Source organism: Vibrio sp. Vb1127, assembly GCF_033338735.1.
Lineage (GTDB): Bacteria > Pseudomonadota > Gammaproteobacteria > Enterobacterales > Vibrionaceae > Vibrio > Vibrio alginolyticus.
This window is the reverse complement of record NZ_JAWOTF010000002.1, coordinates 237527-254649: the sequence shown is the minus strand read 5'-3', so window position 1 is coordinate 254649 and position 17123 is coordinate 237527. Positions and strand designations below refer to the sequence as shown.

Annotated in this window: 16 protein-coding genes and 1 riboswitch; of the genes, 9 read left to right on the top strand and 7 right to left on the bottom strand. The window is 42.4% G+C overall.

The features are described 5' to 3' along the window. Positions 1 to 155 precede the first annotated feature (155 nt). From R7H07_RS05110 to R7H07_RS05100, 3 genes are all read left to right on the top strand, one after another. Entirely contained in the window at positions 156 to 2105 is a 1950-nt protein-coding gene (locus tag R7H07_RS05110) for an LTA synthase family protein (protein WP_206959193.1), read from the top strand. Positions 2106 to 2250: 145 nt separating this feature from the next. Next, positions 2251 to 2616 (top strand): VOC family protein, encoded by a 366-nt coding sequence (locus R7H07_RS05105; RefSeq protein ID WP_158173858.1) that lies wholly within the window; start codon positions 2251 to 2253, stop codon positions 2614 to 2616. Positions 2617 to 2715: 99 nt separating this feature from the next. Beyond that, positions 2716 to 3099 carry a hypothetical protein gene (locus tag R7H07_RS05100; protein WP_158173857.1) on the top strand — a complete coding sequence of 128 codons (384 nt, stop codon included), beginning with the start codon at positions 2716 to 2718 and terminating at the stop codon, positions 3097 to 3099. Between the two features lie 90 nt (positions 3100 to 3189). Here the strand turns inward: R7H07_RS05100 and R7H07_RS05095 are convergent, their stop codons facing one another. Next, a complete protein-coding gene (locus R7H07_RS05095) occupies positions 3190 to 3924 on the bottom strand; it encodes a chromosome segregation ATPase (RefSeq protein WP_017820934.1) in 735 nt (244 codons plus the stop codon). 31 nt (positions 3925 to 3955) lie between these two features. Then, the gene (locus R7H07_RS05090; RefSeq protein ID WP_005377784.1) at positions 3956 to 4114 is read right to left on the bottom strand and encodes a hypothetical protein; all 159 of its coding nucleotides are present in this window, start codon (positions 4112 to 4114) and stop codon (positions 3956 to 3958) included. A gap of 526 nt (positions 4115 to 4640) precedes the next feature. Continuing rightward, positions 4641 to 4740, top strand: a riboswitch (glycine riboswitch). Between the two features lie 123 nt (positions 4741 to 4863). On the opposite strand from R7H07_RS05090, the gene R7H07_RS05085 reads away from it, so the two are divergent. Beyond that, positions 4864 to 6240, top strand: coding sequence for an alanine/glycine:cation symporter family protein (locus R7H07_RS05085; RefSeq protein WP_206959192.1), 1377 nt, complete (start codon positions 4864 to 4866; stop codon positions 6238 to 6240). Between the two features lie 118 nt (positions 6241 to 6358). Here R7H07_RS05085 and R7H07_RS05080 read toward each other — a convergent pair whose 3' ends face one another. Both R7H07_RS05080 and R7H07_RS05075 read right to left on the bottom strand, forming a co-directional pair. Further along, positions 6359 to 6925: a hypothetical protein gene (locus R7H07_RS05080; RefSeq protein ID WP_005385713.1), complete on the bottom strand. Its 567-nt coding sequence runs from the start codon at positions 6923 to 6925 to the stop codon at positions 6359 to 6361. After that, positions 6925 to 7560: a LysE family translocator gene (locus R7H07_RS05075; protein ID WP_017820932.1), complete on the bottom strand. Its 636-nt coding sequence runs from the start codon at positions 7558 to 7560 to the stop codon at positions 6925 to 6927. Before R7H07_RS05075 ends, R7H07_RS05080 begins: the two co-directional genes overlap by 1 nt. Positions 7561 to 7783: 223 nt before the next feature. On the opposite strand from R7H07_RS05075, the gene R7H07_RS05070 reads away from it, so the two are divergent. Further along, entirely contained in the window at positions 7784 to 9256 is a 1473-nt protein-coding gene (locus R7H07_RS05070) for a carboxypeptidase M32 (protein WP_005377788.1), read from the top strand. 70 nt (positions 9257 to 9326) lie between these two features. Here the strand turns inward: R7H07_RS05070 and R7H07_RS05065 are convergent, their stop codons facing one another. The 3 genes from R7H07_RS05065 to R7H07_RS05055 all read right to left on the bottom strand — a co-directional run bounded on the left by R7H07_RS05065 (position 9327) and on the right by R7H07_RS05055 (position 11543). Continuing rightward, a complete protein-coding gene (locus R7H07_RS05065; RefSeq protein ID WP_031778977.1) occupies positions 9327 to 10277 on the bottom strand; it encodes an LpxL/LpxP family Kdo(2)-lipid IV(A) lauroyl/palmitoleoyl acyltransferase in 951 nt (316 codons plus the stop codon). 420 nt (positions 10278 to 10697) lie between these two features. After that, positions 10698 to 11033 carry a DMT family transporter gene (locus R7H07_RS05060; RefSeq protein WP_069593657.1) on the bottom strand — a complete coding sequence of 112 codons (336 nt, stop codon included), beginning with the start codon at positions 11031 to 11033 and terminating at the stop codon, positions 10698 to 10700. 123 nt (positions 11034 to 11156) lie between these two features. Continuing rightward, positions 11157 to 11543: a DUF6559 family protein gene (locus R7H07_RS05055; protein WP_005377791.1), complete on the bottom strand. Its 387-nt coding sequence runs from the start codon at positions 11541 to 11543 to the stop codon at positions 11157 to 11159. Between the two features lie 340 nt (positions 11544 to 11883). Between R7H07_RS05055 and metA the strand changes: the two genes are divergently transcribed. The 4 genes from metA to R7H07_RS05035 all read left to right on the top strand — a co-directional run bounded on the left by metA (position 11884) and on the right by R7H07_RS05035 (position 17083). Further along, positions 11884 to 12825, top strand: a complete 942-nt coding sequence (metA, locus tag R7H07_RS05050; protein WP_206959191.1) for a homoserine O-acetyltransferase MetA — start codon at positions 11884 to 11886, stop codon at positions 12823 to 12825. 179 nt (positions 12826 to 13004) lie between these two features. Beyond that, a complete protein-coding gene (gene pilW, locus R7H07_RS05045) occupies positions 13005 to 13730 on the top strand; it encodes a type IV pilus biogenesis/stability protein PilW (RefSeq protein ID WP_206959190.1) in 726 nt (241 codons plus the stop codon). A gap of 267 nt (positions 13731 to 13997) precedes the next feature. Continuing rightward, positions 13998 to 14927, top strand: a complete 930-nt coding sequence (locus R7H07_RS05040) for a phosphate/phosphite/phosphonate ABC transporter substrate-binding protein (RefSeq protein WP_033905206.1) — start codon at positions 13998 to 14000, stop codon at positions 14925 to 14927. Continuing rightward, entirely contained in the window at positions 14927 to 17083 is a 2157-nt protein-coding gene (locus tag R7H07_RS05035; RefSeq protein WP_206959188.1) for a GGDEF domain-containing phosphodiesterase, read from the top strand. The genes R7H07_RS05040 and R7H07_RS05035 overlap by 1 nt, the downstream gene beginning before the upstream one ends. Positions 17084 to 17123: the final 40 nt, after the last annotated feature.

The following is a 17123-nucleotide window of genomic DNA, read 5'->3' as shown; positions in this document are numbered from 1 at the left end:
AACTGGCTCTTTTTTTACACAAACGCCCCTCCCCCTTACATAGACATACCAACACTTACACTACTCGACCATAAACCCACATTATAATTCACGTTTATTTCACGCTTTCTTTGCTAAAAACAACACAACATAACAATTAAACTATTCGAATAAATATGAAAAACTTATCAAAGAGCTCTGTGTGGGGGCCTTTGCAGCCAATTGCTGCCTTTTCTTTGTTTTCGCTTCTATTTCTGTCTATCTCAAGAGTTTTGCTAGCTTTTTGGCAGATTGACCGTATTGACTCTCTAAACGACTTAATTTACATCCTAGGTCAAGGTTTGCGCGTAGATATTGCAACGCTTTGCTGGTTATTTATTCTTCCAGCACTGTTTTCAACCTTCATGCCATTAACCGGTAAGATGGGAGAGTGTTGGAAGCGAATATTACGCATATGGATGGTTTTAGGGCTTTGGGTGCTTGTATACATGGAGCTAGCAACAGCGCCATTCATTCAGGAATACGACCTACGTCCAAACCGCCTGTTTGTGGAATACTTAATCTACCCAAAAGAAGTCTTGAGTATGCTCTGGACTGGCTACAAATTAGAACTGTTTATTGGTGCGTTAGGTACAGTTTTAACCATCACTTTAGGTTGGAAGTGGAGTAAGAAACTGACCGATAAGGCGCAGCAGGTCAACTGGAAATGGCGACCACTATTGGCACTTTTCGTTGTTCTTTTTGGGGTTGCAGGTGCTCGCTCATCTTTAGGGCACCGCCCGCTAAATCCTGCTATGGTCGCCTTTTCTAACGATCCACTGCTTAACGACTTAGCACTGAACTCATCTTACTCATTGTTGTTTGCGGTTAATAGCATGAAGTCAGAAAAGAGTGCTGAGCAGTTCTACGGAAAAATGGACACTCAAAAGATGTTGGAATTAGTTCGCACTTCATCAACAAAGTCCGACTTCACCCCTTCATTACTCCCAACCATGAACAGTAACCCCGCGACTTACCAGGGTAAACATAAAAACTTAGTGATTTTGCTACAAGAAAGCTTAGGCGCCCAATTTGTCGGTGCTTTGGGCGGTTTGCCTCTAACACCAAACCTTGACGAACTCATGAAGGAAGGTTGGCAGTTCACACAAATGTACGCCACTGGTACTCGTTCTGTTCGTGGAATTGAAGCCGTAACCACGGGCTTTCCTCCATCTCCGTCTCGCGCGGTAGTGAAGCTGAGTAAAAGCCAAACGGGTTTCTTTACCATCGCGGACTTACTGAAAGCTCAAGGCTATCACACGCAATTTATTTACGGCGGTGAAGCCAACTTTGACAACATGAAAACTTTCTTCTTCGGTAACGGTTTTGATCAAATAGTAGAAGAAGACGATTATAACAACCCAAGCTTTGTTGGCTCTTGGGGTGTTAGTGATGAAGATCTATATAACAAAGCAAACGAAGAGTTTGAACGCCTTTCAAAAAGCGACAAACCTTTCTTTAGCTTAGTTTTTACGTCAAGTAATCATAGCCCTTATGAGTATCCGAAAGGCAAAATTGAGCCATACGATTCAGAACATATGACGCGTAACAACGCCGTTAAATATTCCGATTACGCTTTGGGCACTTTCTTTGAAAAGGCGAAAAAGTCATCTTATTGGGATGATACCATTTTCATTGTAATTGCAGATCATGATGCACGTGTTTCTGGCGCTAACCTTGTTCCGGTTAAGCACTTTCACATTCCAGCACTGATCCTTGGTAAAGGCATTCAACCACGTAAAGATGACCGCATAGCAAACAACATAGACATGCCGCCTACACTGTTATCTCTGATTGGGGTAGATGCTAAAACACCGATGATTGGTCGTGATTTAACGAAGCCACTGGCTCGCGAAGATGAACGCGCAATGATGCAATACGACAAAAACTTTGGTTATTTAACGCGCGACAATCTCGTTGTGCTTTCCCCTGGTGAAAAGATATCGACCCTGGCGTACGACTTTAAAGACCAAACCATGAAGCCGCTAGAGGTGGACGAGTCTATTATCGAGCGTGCAAAAGCAAACGCATTATTTGCATCTAAAGCGTATCAAAACAACTGGTATTCTTCCAAACACACTCATTAATACCAATGATTCCGCTGATAAAAAGGAGCTAAACGGCTCCTTTTTCTTATTCTGTCACTCACCTCGGGAATGTTCTACTGACAACTCCTGTCGTTCCTTTACGTTAGATTGCCCCTACTATTTCTAATTGATTAAGGAACAAACCATGCTGACTATCAATTCATTCGTTCTCTACGTTGAGGACATCCACATAAGCCAAGTTTTTTATTCGAAACTGTTCGAACGCAAAGTCACGCAGTTGTCTCCAACCTTTGCCGCTATTCCAATGACCGAAGGCTTAACGTTGACACTCAAGCAAAGAGATAATCTTTCACCCTACAGCGGCATTCGAGGTGGTGGTACCGAGTTGTCTTTATCAGTGCCCAACAGGCATACGTTAGAGCGCATTTACAAGCGCTGGAAAGGCCTAGGTGTTGAGTTTGTTCAACCACCAGCGACATCAGTGTATGGGTTAAATTTTATGGCTATCGATCCAGATAAGCATCGCATTCGCGTTTTCATAAATGAATAAAAATGCGTTAAAAATGCTTTTTACCCATTCCCAATGTGACTTCAATAAATTAGACTCAAGGAAACATCAAAAGCGGCGTAGTAATAAGAAGGAATGCCCATGAGCTCAAGTATGATCCTTAGCGAATCCCTAATCGAGAGCGGAAGAGATATCCCCCTCAAAGAACTGCTTTACGCAAAGCGCGTGCTGGATAACTACATGGCAGTAGCCAAAGAAAGTAGCCCGCTTGAGCTATTAACTGAGATGAAATTGGCAGCAAAGCAAGTAGAATACTTTACAACGACGAGTAACCCGTGTGAGGCTCGTAATGTCATCAGTCAGATGATTGATAAAATCGACACCGCGGAATCTTTTGCTTCGTTCAAAGCATTAGCAGGTAAGCCATCTCAAGCACTCAATGAACTAATTGAAGATCGAGCTCAGCTGATTAAACACGAACGAGAGCTCCTGCTCGCCTCAGGCTATGACGCCTCACGAATCTAATATACGCGACAGCCTAAAAGTCATAGCTAACAACGAAAAAGGAGCTCTTAAAGAGCTCCTTTTGCTTTTCAAAAATCGGATACAAAAGACTTAAAGGCCGATATCTTCCGTTATTGCTTTGATTTGTTTGAGGTCCATTTTATAGACTTCAATCATTTGATCGACCTGACTTAGTCGTGAATTAGCTTCATCATGTTTATCACAAGCGTCCGACTTCACGTCCCAAGATTTGCCTTCTAAAAATACGTCACACTCTTTCTTGAGTTTCTCAATCTTAGGTAATAATTTCGACCGTTCTTTCTCGAGAGACTCTAATTCTTGCGAAATTTTTAGCTCTTTCTGGAATACTTCGCGGGACCGCTCAAACATAGTCGCTTGCATATCCGCTTGACGACTCAACTTCTCATTTTCTGACTTCGTCGTGTTGATCTTATCTGCCTGCTGCTTCAATTGAGACTCTAGTGACAAGTTGACCTTCTCGACCTCAGTCAATTGCTTTTGCAACTTCTTAAGTGCTTTCTGGTGCGCTTCGTCTTTCGCGGCAAGTAACTCACTAACTTGGTTTTGTATTTCTTGGTCAAGCGCCTCTTCACGCACTTTTACTTGAGATGCCAACTGGGTTTTATCTTGCGTTAGTGCTTGATACTTTTCTTCTAATACGTGGTAAGTCGATTCCCACTTGTTCGCAGTGACAACCGATCCAACAAGGCCACCAAATGCCAAGCCTAACACCGCAGCGATTGCGATATAGATATGCGTACGTTTGTCACGCTCTTCAATGACAACTACGTCGTCTTGCTCTTCCATTTTGTTCTGAGAACTCACCGTATACTACTCCAAGGACTCTTTTACTTTGCTAGCGGATCAATTCCGCAAACATAATTGATGCTGTATAAATCAGAAATGCGCCAATTAATGTTATAACGGTCGCTTTTTGGACTTTTTCATTGGTTCGATAACGAAACAACACAAATGCTACTGCAATCAACACCGCAATGGCTAATAACCTGGTCATACCGCCTCCTTGTCCACTCATGAAAAACTGCCTAGGTCCGTAGACTGTTTCACAAAGATTCATTGTAACCCATTTATACGTACCATAAGGTCAACTTAGCGTAGATTTTAAAATAAGTGCTCCGATTTTAATCAATTTTGTGTCCTTAATTGAATAACTTATGTCGTAACGATCGAAACACATTTATCGTTCTGAAGTGTTTTGGGTTCCATTCCCTAACCCAATAAATTTTATTTATGCCGTGACTCGCACAAAAAGATTGGCAAACATACCTTCATGAAAATTGATGAGGTTATTTCATTGAAAATAAATTGACATAGGGTGTTGAAATGGACCAAAAACATGATAGAGTTCACACGTTAATGATGACCAGCATCATTAACTAACCTTTACTCATTTAATTGAGTAATTGTTCCGATGAAGACTGCAGGAGAGTGGTTATTAATCAAATTTTAACATTTGATTAGCATAACTCGCCGAAGAATTAACTATTTCAGGTGCTACCTAGGTAGCGGGGACTGTAGTTGGAGGAACCTCTGGAGAGAACCGTTAAATCGGTCGCCGAAGGAGCAAGTCTTGCACTCACGCAAGGTGAAACTCTCAGGCAAAAGGACAGAGGAGTGGAAAGTTACAACCTAACTATTTTGGCTTGGCCTTCCCGCCTACAACCAATAGCTTAGTTCTTTTAGAGATCGTTGATCTCGTCCTTTCCCTCTTCTCCTTATTAGTTGTTTTATTAAGGGGAAATCATGAACAACCTACAATCTTTACTACAAACCATCGATAATTTTGTCTGGGGTCCACCGCTGCTTATTTTGCTAGTAGGTACAGGTGTTTACTTCACTTTTAGCCTTGGCTTGATCCAGTTTAAACACCTCCCAACAGCGCTAGCGATGGTATTCAGTAAAGATAGGTCATCTAATACTCAAGGTGACGTTTCTAGCTTTGCAGCTCTTTGTACTGCGCTCTCAGCAACAATTGGTACTGGTAACATTGTTGGTGTTGCCACAGCAATCAAACTCGGTGGACCAGGCGCTCTATTCTGGATGTGGCTCGCTGCCCTTTTCGGAATGGCGACTAAATACGCCGAATGTTTGTTGGCGGTTAAGTACCGAAGAGTCGATGATAAAGGCCAAATGATTGGTGGCCCAATGTATTACTTGCAATACGGTGTTGGCTCAAAAGCTCTCGCGATCATGTTTGCAGTGTTTGCTTTGGGTGTTGCTTGTTTTGGTATCGGTACGTTTCCACAAGTAAACGCGATTCTGGATGCAAGTGAGATATCTCTTGGTGTTAACCGTGAGCTATCTGCCTTTGTACTAACTCTTTTGGTTGCTTTCGTAACTTTGGGTGGCATCAAATCCATTGCTAACGTTGCAGGAAAAGTGGTTCCTACCATGGCTGTATTTTATGTGTTGGCGTGTTTAAGCGTGATCATCATGAATGCAGACCAATTGTTCAATGCCGTTGAATTAGTGCTGGTTTCAGCCTTTACATCAACAGCAGCGACTGGTGGTTTTTTAGGTGCAAGCATCATGCTGGCAATCCAATCAGGTATCGCTCGCGGTGTGTTCTCAAATGAATCAGGTTTGGGTAGCGCGCCTATGGCAGCAGCAGCAGCGAAGACAGACTCTTGTGTTAAACAAGGCCTAATTTCAATGACGGGTACCTTTTTCGATACCATCATTATTTGTACCATGACAGGCCTTGCTCTAATCCTGACCGGTGCATGGCAAAGTGACCTAGCAGGCGCCGCGATGACGACTCATGCTTTTGCGGTGGGTTTAAATGCAGATACATTTGGCCCTATGCTCATCTCAATCGGTTTGATGTTCTTCGCTTTTACCACCATTCTTGGTTGGAACTACTACGGTGAGCGTTGCGTTGTGTTCCTGTTCGGAACTAAAGCTGTGCTTCCATACAAACTGATTTTCGTTGGCTTGGTGGCATCTGGTGCATTCCTTCACCTCGATATGATTTGGCTACTGGCTGATATCGTAAACGGTCTGATGGCAATTCCTAACCTGATTGGTTTGATCGCACTGCGTCACGTCGTACTGGCAGAAACCAAACTGTTCTTTAGCTCAACATCGCAATCAGGTGAAGTTGAAGCAGTGAAAGCTTAGTGAAACGACAGCTGTTCGGTCACAAACTACCAGTAACGGAGAGCAAAGCACATTAGAAATGGTAAAAACATAAAGCCCGCTATTATTTAGCGGGCTTTATTTATCTTCGGTTAAATGGTTAATCTCTCAACCATTGATGCTCAACGTTTTCTCCACGTTCTTCAAAAAACTTCGCATTTTTTTGCTTGAATTGATCCGCTTTCAACTCTGATAGCGGCCAGTCTAAAAATGCTTCTGTTACAAACGAGTCGCCGACACCAACCTCAATCGATTCCAGATGTTTCCCGATGTAGCGATAAAAGTAGCCTTGCCCAAACGCATCGCACACCATAGGTACATGCCTGACACGTTGATGATTGACAGAGACCGAAGCCCAAGTCGTCGTTTTAGGTTCACAGGTTTGCTCTTTTACAACGTCGACCTCAAATTTATTGTCCATAGTTGTCGAAACAAAAACGACAATAGCGTCATGCAAATACACACGCCTGAGCAATAACTGTTTAGTGTCTTGAGTTCGCGTTTGTTGTATTCCATTAGCAAAAGGCTCGAAGTAGCCCCAGTGCCAAGACCAGATCATGCCGCGTTGCGCAAACTGTACTTGTGGCCACGTATGCCAAGCAACAGCGGCACCTATCCCCACAATAAATACAGCGAGTAGTATCAACAATCGATAAATATTACGCATTAAACGGGTTTTTCAATTAATAACTTCACACCAAGTGCGACTAATACTGCGCCCGTCGCGCCTTCCATCCACTTCATAAAGCTTGCATTCTTTAGTAGATTTTTAGCCGAGTTAAGCGCGCCAGCTAAACCACACTGCCAAACCATCGCAATAGCAAAGTGTACAGATGCCATCATCATTGATTGAAGCAAGGGTGAACCTTCTGGATTCACAAACTGTGGCAAGAAAGCCAAATAGAAGACCGCCGTTTTCGGGTTCAAGACGTTAGAAAGAAAGCCCTCTCTAAAAGAGCGCTTACCATTAAACACTTCGTGAATCTGCTCGGTCACGGTCAATCCATCTTTCGACGACATTAGCGCTTTTAAACTGCTCAAACCAAGCCAGATAAGATAAGCTGCGCCAATCATTTTTACGATTTGGAACAACTCTGCTGATTGCGCAAGAATCGCCGAGATACCAACCGCAGAAAAAAAAGCATGTACGAATAAGCCAAAGCAAATCCCTAGACTGGTTGTACATCCATCTTTTAGGCCCGAGCGGCTAGTGTTACGGATAACAAGTGCAGTATCTAAACCTGGCGTTAACGTTAAAATCGTAATGGCAATAATAAATGCCTCGAAATTCAAAATATCCATATTATCGTGATAATTAATTGTCAATCCTTCATCAATACCGCCAATCCACAAGATTCGCAAGCTTCTTTTTTAAGAGAGCTATACAACTGGGTGAGTTTATGGACAATGGGTTGGAGTTAATTGTTAATTATTAGTAAATTAACGCAGGTTGCTTAGTGCAACACCATATGAAGGACCCGTTATCGGGTGTTTAGGGAAAGAACAAAAGAATAAGAGTAGTCACATGAACGCATTTACAAAACTCGTTGAACATTCCAAAAAAGTGGCAAATTTTGAGCATCTATCTGCCATCATAGATTGGGATCAAGCAGCGGTCATGCCACCTGGTGGCGCTGAAGCACGCTCGAATGCCACGGCAGAGCTTGATGTACATATCCATTCTTTAATGACTCAACCGCACTTGGGAGAGCTTTTCGCTCAGGCAGAAGAAGAGACGCTGTCTACAAAAGAAAAATCTATCCTAAGAGAAATGAAGCGTGGGTGGCAGCAAGCTAACTTACTACCAGAATCATTAGTTCAAGCTCAATCTCTTGCTGGCTCCAAATGTGAACATGCATGGCGTACACAACGTGGAGAAAATGACTGGGCTGGTTTTGAAAAGAACTGGGCTGAAGTAGTAAAGCTATCGCAGGAAGAAGCGCAAATTAGAGCCGAAGCAAATGGCACGACTCCTTATGATGCCATGCTCGATGTTTATGAACCTGGCACAACGTCTGCGTCGTTAGACATTCTTTTTGCTGACGTGAAAACCTGGCTTCCTACTTTGATCGATGAAGCGCTTGAAAAACAACAATCAGACAACATCTTATTGCCAACTGCACACTACCCTGCGGAAAAGCAAAAAGCGCTCGGTTTGGAAGTCATGAAGCTACTTCAATTCGATTTTGAACACGGTCGACTTGATGAGAGTACCCACCCATTTTGTGGCGGTGTACCGACAGATGTACGTATTACGACACGTTATAATGAAAACGAGTTTGTCCAATCATTGATGGGGATTGTCCACGAAACTGGCCATGCTCGATACGAGCAAGGGCTACCAAAAGATTTATCAGGAACACCCGCGGGAGAAGCTCGCTCTATGGGTATTCATGAATCACAATCACTCTTCTTTGAAATGCAAATAGGACGAAGCAGCGCGTTTATCGATCACCTCGCTCGACTGGCTTCTAACCATTTTTCTGGTAGTGAATTCGAAAAAGACAATTTAGCCAAAATTTACACTCGCGTAGAAAAAGGCTTTATTCGCGTAGATGCTGACGAACTTACATATCCTGCTCACGTTATTCTTCGATATGAAATTGAGCGAGATCTCATGAACGGCGTCATCAAACATACAGATGTACCAGAACTCTGGAACGAAAAGATGAAAGCGTACTTGGGGCTATCAACCGAAGGAAACTTCAAAAATGGCTGTATGCAAGATATCCATTGGACAGACGGAAGTTTTGGCTATTTCCCGTCCTACACGCTCGGTGCGATGTACGCTGCACAATTTATGGCAGCAATGAAACAAACCGTCGATGTAGATGCGGTTATTCGTTCTGGCGACTTAGCTCCGATATTCAATTGGCTCTCGGAAAACATCTGGAGTAAAGGTAGCTTATTCACCACTGATGAGTTGGTAAAACAAGCCACGGGTGAAACACTGAATGCTAAACACTTTCAAGCTCACCTAAAAGATCGCTACTTATAAAGCGAAAAGAATAGAAAGTAAAAGCCCAAGGTTCGTATGTTCCTTGGGCTTTTTGTAGGCTATCTATGTGTTATGCCAAGCTAGGGATGAGCCTAGGCTTGTACAAACAGTCCTCACCCTCTGGTCTAGTTTTAAACCGACGATGAAGCCACATATACTGGCTCGGACTTGCCATGATTGATGTTTCAACTATTTGATTCACGAATGCGGCGGCGCGTTGATGATCCTCTTTCGGGAAACCGTCGACGGGCGCACTAATGGTTAGGGTATAGTGTCCGTCTTTTCCTCTTACCATCGTAAAAGGCACAATGGCGCAATCTGTAGAATCAACCAACAAACTTGTACCTGTCGTAGTACAAGCATTTTTAACGGCAAATAACGGTGCAAATGTCGAGCGTCGGTTACCATAATCGTGGTCCGGTGCATACCAAACCCGCTCACCCGTTTTAAGTGATTCAAGCATGGCTTTGACGTTTTTACGATCAATCAGTGTACGATTAGAGCGAGAGCGTCCCTTATACTGAAAATAATCAAAGCACGGATTATTGTTTGGGCGATAAACACCGGTTCCAGACTTTTTAATGCCAAAAGCTCGAGCACCTAACTCTAGATTCATTGAGTGTACGGCCAACATTAATGCACCTTTGCCTGACTTCTCTAAAGCCTCTAGATGCTCCATGCCTTTTATCGTGACGTGTTTGTTTACCCGTTTATCTGACCAAAACCATGCCATTGCGGTCTCAAAAAGTGCGATGCCAGTATTGTCGATGTTGTCTTTTAGAATTGCTTCGCGTTGGCATTCTTCCATATGAGGGAAGCAAAGCTCAAGATTGCGTCTGATAGTAACTTGACGTTTTCTCATGATTCGCATAGCTAAACGACCAATGTTGCGTCCCAAAGCTAGTTGAACTTTAAAAGGAAGGAGGCTAAGTAAGTACATCACGCTAATGATAATTAACGTTCCCCAGTAACGAGGCAAAAGAAATTCGGCCTTGAATGCAGGCTTTTTGTATTTGTTCATGTAAGTATTGTCAGATGTGCCCATCTATAAGTGATAAAAACAATGATAATGGACTGCACTTTTATCATTGATAACGCTAATAACATAAATTAAAGCGCGCGGATTCTATGGTTCTTCGACACACTACACAATAAGAACTTTGCAGAAATATGTAGGGAATGAAAAAGCAGTAAAGATGAGTCGCCACGTTAACATCTATCGGAGTGATTTATCTACTGCCCTTTCCTAAAGTTTGAAGAAACATAACTTTGTATTTTCAATGCGCTAAATAATGCCTGTTTTTCAATCACATAATGCGACCGTGATGAATACAACAATAAGACGTCATATCAATACTCGCCATTAGCGATTGAATTTGTACTAAAAAGCCGCAGCAATTTCTCGCTGCGGCTTCTTATTCACTTAACAAGTAGAGTGGCGTTATTCGTGCCCTACTGTTTTGGATAATAAATTTACGATCAACACACCAGCGATGATAAACCCAATACCAACTAGGGCTGGTAAGTCTAGACGCTGTCCGTAAACAAAGTAACCAACCGTCGCAACCAAAACGATCCCAGCACCACTCCATATGGCATAAACAACCCCGACAGGCATTGTTTGCACTGTGACGGAAAGCAAGAAGAAAGCGATGCCGTAACCAATCAAAACGACTGTGCTCGGCATTACTTTCGTAAATTGCTCTGTTTTGGGAATATAAGAAGTGGCAATCACTTCACATACAATCGCTATCGACAGCGCCAACATTGGTGGCATAGAGACAAGCATTTTGAACATAAGGCATTAACGCTCAACAGAAATGTAACCGACAACATGTCCGGATAATTAGGCCGCGCATTATACCCAACTCATCTCACGATGGAATACCACTAACGATGTTTACACACCATCACTTTCGCTTACTTTTTGATGACCAGGTGAAAGGCTGACGTTTTGGTGCTGACGAGAAATTTCAAAGTAGATATGCATATCAATCGGCTCAGGTGTATTGAGTAGCATCTTACCTACTTCACGTTGGAAATGACCATAATTACCTAGCTCATCCGTTAGTTCTAGGAGCTCGTAAGAGGCTTCATCGGCAAACATTCCATACGCATACTGATAATGACTGATATCCTTGCTCTTATCATAACCCAGCTTTTGAAGAGCTTGATCAATCTCTTCCGGCGTATAAATGTCTTTATCACCAAACGAATGCAGTAGCACGCAAGGAACTTCTTGAGCTATGCTCTGAATCTTTGTCTTTCTCTTGAAAATACCGAACATAATGTCCTCCACTGACGATGTTTCCAAATATGCACATTAATGCAAAATGGTGAGCTGATTGTTTTTAGTATGGCTCATTAATTTGAGACTTCCTTACTACGAAGTCACCTTCACATATTAACGTGATCGCATAATTACCAGCAAATAGTACACACTGCGTTTCAAACCTATCTCATCAGAAACTCTGCTTTAGTCACAATTGTGTGACAACCCCGAGTACGGTTTACCATAATGTAAAGAGTAGATTGAAAAGTCGGATTTCGTATCGACATCTAAACTTAATTAAGTTAGCTTTAGAAGTATAGACGTCTAGATTGACTATACTTAGGGAGAGAAAGTCGTGCCAATTAGAATTCCAGATCAATTACCAGCTACCGATGTATTAAGGACAGAAAACATCTTCGTGATGAGTGAAACGCGTGCAGCGAGTCAGGAAATACGTCCTTTAAGAGTGCTGATCCTTAATCTGATGCCAAAAAAAATAGAGACTGAAACTCAGTTTCTGCGTCTACTCTCAAACAGCCCACTACAGGTTAACGTCGAATTACTGCGCATTGATAACCGCCCGAGTAAAAATACGCCAACTGAACATTTAGACACGTTTTATCGCCAATTTGAAATGGTGCGAGATAAAAACTTCGATGGCATGATCATTACTGGGGCTCCATTAGGTTTGGTGCAATTTGAAGATGTCATTTATTGGGATCATCTCAAAACCATCATGGAGTGGGCAAAAGATCATGTGACATCCACTCTTTATGTTTGCTGGGCTGCGCAAGCAGGACTAAAGCTACTCTACGATCTACCTAAAAAAACGCGTAAAGAAAAACTTTCAGGCGTGTATCATCATCAAATCCATCATCAATTTCACCCTATCTTACGTGGATTTGATGACACGTTTTTGGCTCCTCACTCGCGGTACGCAGATTTTTCGCCTCACTTTCTAGAAGAGCATACTAACTTAGACATTTTAGCGACATCGGATGTCGCAGGTGTGTACTTGGCCACCACAAAAGACAAGCGCAATGTCTTTGTCACAGGACACCCTGAGTATGATTCTCACACCTTACATAATGAATATATCCGAGATTTAAGCGAAGGTATGGAGCCCGCTATTCCTGTCAACTATTACCCAAACAACAACCCAGATAACCCACCAATTGCAAGCTGGAGAAGCCATGGACACCTCCTCTTTTTAAACTGGCTGAACTACTGTGTTTATCAGCAAACACCGTACGACCTCGATCACTTCAGTGAAGATGCTTTCACTAAAGACGATTAGCTTCAAAATAAGCAAACAAAGCACTCATCATTACCGAAATGTAATATGTGAACCAAGCCGCCATATGGCGGCTTTTTCATAACAGTTTGCAAACCTGATCGCATAGTGTTTTTTCCTCAATAGGCTTTTGCTAAGTAATTCATATCATGCAGAAAGATTCAGGGATGTAGGGATAAAGAATGAAAACAGCAAAGCTCGGTGCACTAATATTATTGTCTCAGTTTGCACTCGTGGGTTGCGTGACGGTGAAAGAAGATGGAAGCCCTGTCGTTAAAGCCGATCCTGTGGCAATGGCAGAATCACGTATCGCACTTGGCTTAGGTTATTTAAACGGCGGTAACATGATTCGCGCGCATGATAACTTACAACAAGCCTTAAACCACGCACCTCAATACTATCGCGCGCAATTATCTATGGCTCACTACTACGAAACGGTTGGTGAAGATGTTAAAGCCGAACAGATGTATAAACGCTCTCTACGCCAACATACTAAAAACGGAAATGTGCTCAATAACTACGGTACTTTTCTTTGCAAGCGAGGTGACTTCGAAAAAGCCGATCAGATGTTTAATCGAGCCATTGAGCAGCCTTATTACTACCTTATTCCAGCAAGCTATGAGAATGCAGCTTTTTGTGCTCTAAAATCACAAGATAAAGACAAAGCGAGATACTACTTTACTAGAGCTATCGATCATGACCCTCATAGACCAAAATCGATTTTGCAACTCGCTAAAATAGAAATTGATAGCGGTGATTATACTGAAGCTAGAATTCGATTAATGAGATTCAATCAAATGTATGGCGTGAAGAAGCCCTCTTTGCAACTCATGATTCAACTTGAACGTGCAGCAGGCAATGAAGCTCTCGAGAAAAAGTATCAAAAACAATTGGAAAAATTTTCTTAGTACAAAATAGCGATACATAAGGCGCATTAGCTCACAGCCAATACAGCGCTTGACCAAGAATCCAGTGAATTCAGACTCACGGTGATACATTCATCCTGTACATAAACGTCAAATTCGGTACTATTTGAACGGAATAAGTGACCGAGTCACATTATAAAAAGTGCGCACACAACGAAATTTGTACATCATACTGTTTTTAAGATTGATTTCGGCACATTGATAAATACTAAATATTACTGACATGCACCAGAAGGAAGTTGAAGCCGGATGAAACCTGCCTGCACTCTGTTATTACTCACTTTGCTGAGTTCACCTTTTGTCGTCAGTGCACAAGATAATATTGAGAAAACATTCACGTTTGGCATTGTGTCGAATAAAGCCCAAAGTAAAATCAAAAAAGCGACGCCCCTTACCCAGTATGTAACTGAAAATATGGCTGAATATGGTTACGCAAAAGGGGCGGTAAAGGTATTTAAAAATTATCGTCAGCTCGCGGTTGCGCTTGAAAATGGCACCGTTCAAATTGCAACGGCGACCCCCTTTAATGCGATGACCTTAGAAAAGGAGTCTAATAGCCAAGTCCTCGCTATACGATGGAAAAAAGGCCTGCAAAAATATCATACGGTGTTCTTTACTAATAAAGAGAGTGGCATTGAGTCATTTTCTGACCTGCGCGGGAAAACGCTTGTTTTCGAAAAGCGCACGTCTACCAGCAGCTATTACCTACCTGCGATTACATTGCTGAATCACGGAGAAAAACTGCAATACCTTCCCTCTCCTGATGACAAACCGGCCAAAGACAGTATTGGTTATTTATTCCTTGATGAGCAACTCGCTCAGTCAAATGAAATCAACCTATCTGTGTGGGTATATAAACAGAGAGTTGCAGCTGGAGCATTCAGTAACTTCAACTGGAACAATCCCAAAGATTTGCCAGAGAACATGAAAGACAAACTAGCGATTTTTTCTCGTTCTGTTGAAATACCCAGGGATTTGATTCTCGCTTCTCCAAGCATGAGCCTTGAGCAACAGCGTAAAATCACGTCCATACTGCTTGATATGGATACAACTCACGAAGGCTCTCTCGCACTTAAAAAGTTTCAGAACACCAAAAAATTCAGCGCGCTTACTCCAGAAATGCGAGCCTCCTTAAGTACAGTGCGCAAGTCAGTTCACTTGTTACCGAAGGTGGATTGATGTTTCAAAAGCTCTCACTCGAAACCAAATACATTTGCTCGACAATGTTCGTTGTCTTGTTTGTTGTGGTGATAAATCTTGCGCTATACATGCACGGTTACGATGCGTATTCAAATAGCTTAACTCAACAAATCACGAACAACTCTCAAGAAAAAACAGAATCTTACGTTAAGCAAAAAGGGTTGGTTTATGCAGAGCTATTATCAAAACAGCTTTTTGATCCACTCTATACAGACAATATCAGTCAAGCGTATGAGCAAATTAAGGCCACATTGAGCCAGCCAGATGTCTCGAAAATACATGTTGTTGACAATGAAGGGCTAATCTTTCACGACGGCACTACTCAGCTAAGGATGTTTGCCCAACCTCATTACCGCTCTCCTTTTATTTTGAAAGCAATAGAAGAATCCAGAACTCTCGTTTCCTTTTCCAAGCATCAGTTGGAGATCGCAGCGCCGATTCAGCAATCAAACATTACTCTTGGGGCGGTGTATCTTGAGCTTAACTTGATACATCTACTGGAAGAGAAAGAACAGAACATTGAACAAGTCCAAGCGATTACCTCAAACGATAAACAGAAGATGTTTAACTTGCTGCTAACGATCAGTGGGATATCCGTTCTATTCGGTAGCATCATCGCTTATGCTTTGGGGCGGTCGTTAACTAAGCCACTCAAGCAACTAAAAGATCAATTTTCAGAGTCAAATACCCAAGCGCTGCCAGTCACCGACATACAAAGCAAAGATGAAGTGGGAGAACTTATTTCGGCGTACAACAAAATGTCAAACAAAGTGAACCGATACACCAGCCGAGTTGAGTTCATGGCGTACCACGATATTCTGACTTCCCTGCCAAACCGAGAAAAGTTACTCATTGATATTCAAACGCAAATAACTGACCACAAATCCCCCTCACTCGCGGTTGTGTTTATTGACTTGGATGACTTTAAGCACATTAACGATAACTATGGACATAACATTGGGGATAAATTGCTAGGCCATCTTGCCTCAGAGCTTCAAGGCCGTTTGCCGAGTTATTTTAAGCCGCTTTACCGCCTTTCGACCATCGTAAGTCGAGTAGGTGCGGATGAATTTGTACTGACCTTTCCGTGCTCGGACAATCATGAAGCTAGAGAAAAAGCGCACGCTATTCATCGCCAACTACTCTCTCCCTTTAGTTTGGAAGAGAACGATATTCAAATTACGGCAAGCCTCGGAATTGCTGTGTATCCAGAATTTGGTTCAAACGCTGAGTCTCTTTTACAGCTTTCTTCTCTTGCGGCGCAGGAATCCAAAAGACGCGGTAAAGACATTATGACGATATACGATTCCACGTTTGATGAAACGATTAAACAACGTTTATACATAGAACGAGAACTGCGTCGTTCAGTACGTGATTTGTCTCAATTCGAGCTGTGGTATCAACCACAATTTGATCTAAAAACCTATCGCCTAATTGGGGTCGAAGCATTGGTTAGGTGGAATCATCCCGAGAAAGGCTATATCAGTCCAGAATCGTTTATCCCGATCGCAGAGCAAAGTGATTTAATATTGGAGCTTGGAGAACATATCATTGAGACGGCAGTTGCTCAGCGGGCAATGTGGGCAGAACATTTCGGTACTGATTTTCACATCGCATTAAACTTGTCCCCAAGACAAATCTATCGCCAAGATTTAAGTCAATTATTTTCTAAGTATTTACGACGACATGATGTCGCCCCTCAAACCATTCATGTTGAAGTGACAGAGTCACTTTTTATTGATGATACAGAGAAAGCTCAATATGTGCTTAAAAAACTACAAAGTATCGGAGTGGAAGTTTGGCTAGATGACTTTGGTACGGGGTATTCAGCCCTTGCCTACCTACAACATATGGCTTTTGACGGGCTCAAGATTGATCGTTCATTTATCGCTCAAATCCGAAAAAGCGATCAAGACGATTCATTAGTTCGCGCGATTGTATCCATGGCTCACAACCTAAGAATGAAAGTAGTAGCCGAAGGCGTAGAAACTCAAACTCAACTCACACGAATGGAGTCTCTCCACTGTGACGTCGTACAAGGTTTTTTCTTAGGTAGACCTGTACCTGCCGAGGAATTGATTGCATTTGAATACCAACGAGGGAGTGGCGCTCAAAGCGTCAATCACTTTGCTTAGAACGCCGTTTTGTTAACTATTGCCGCTTAGCGCGTTAGTA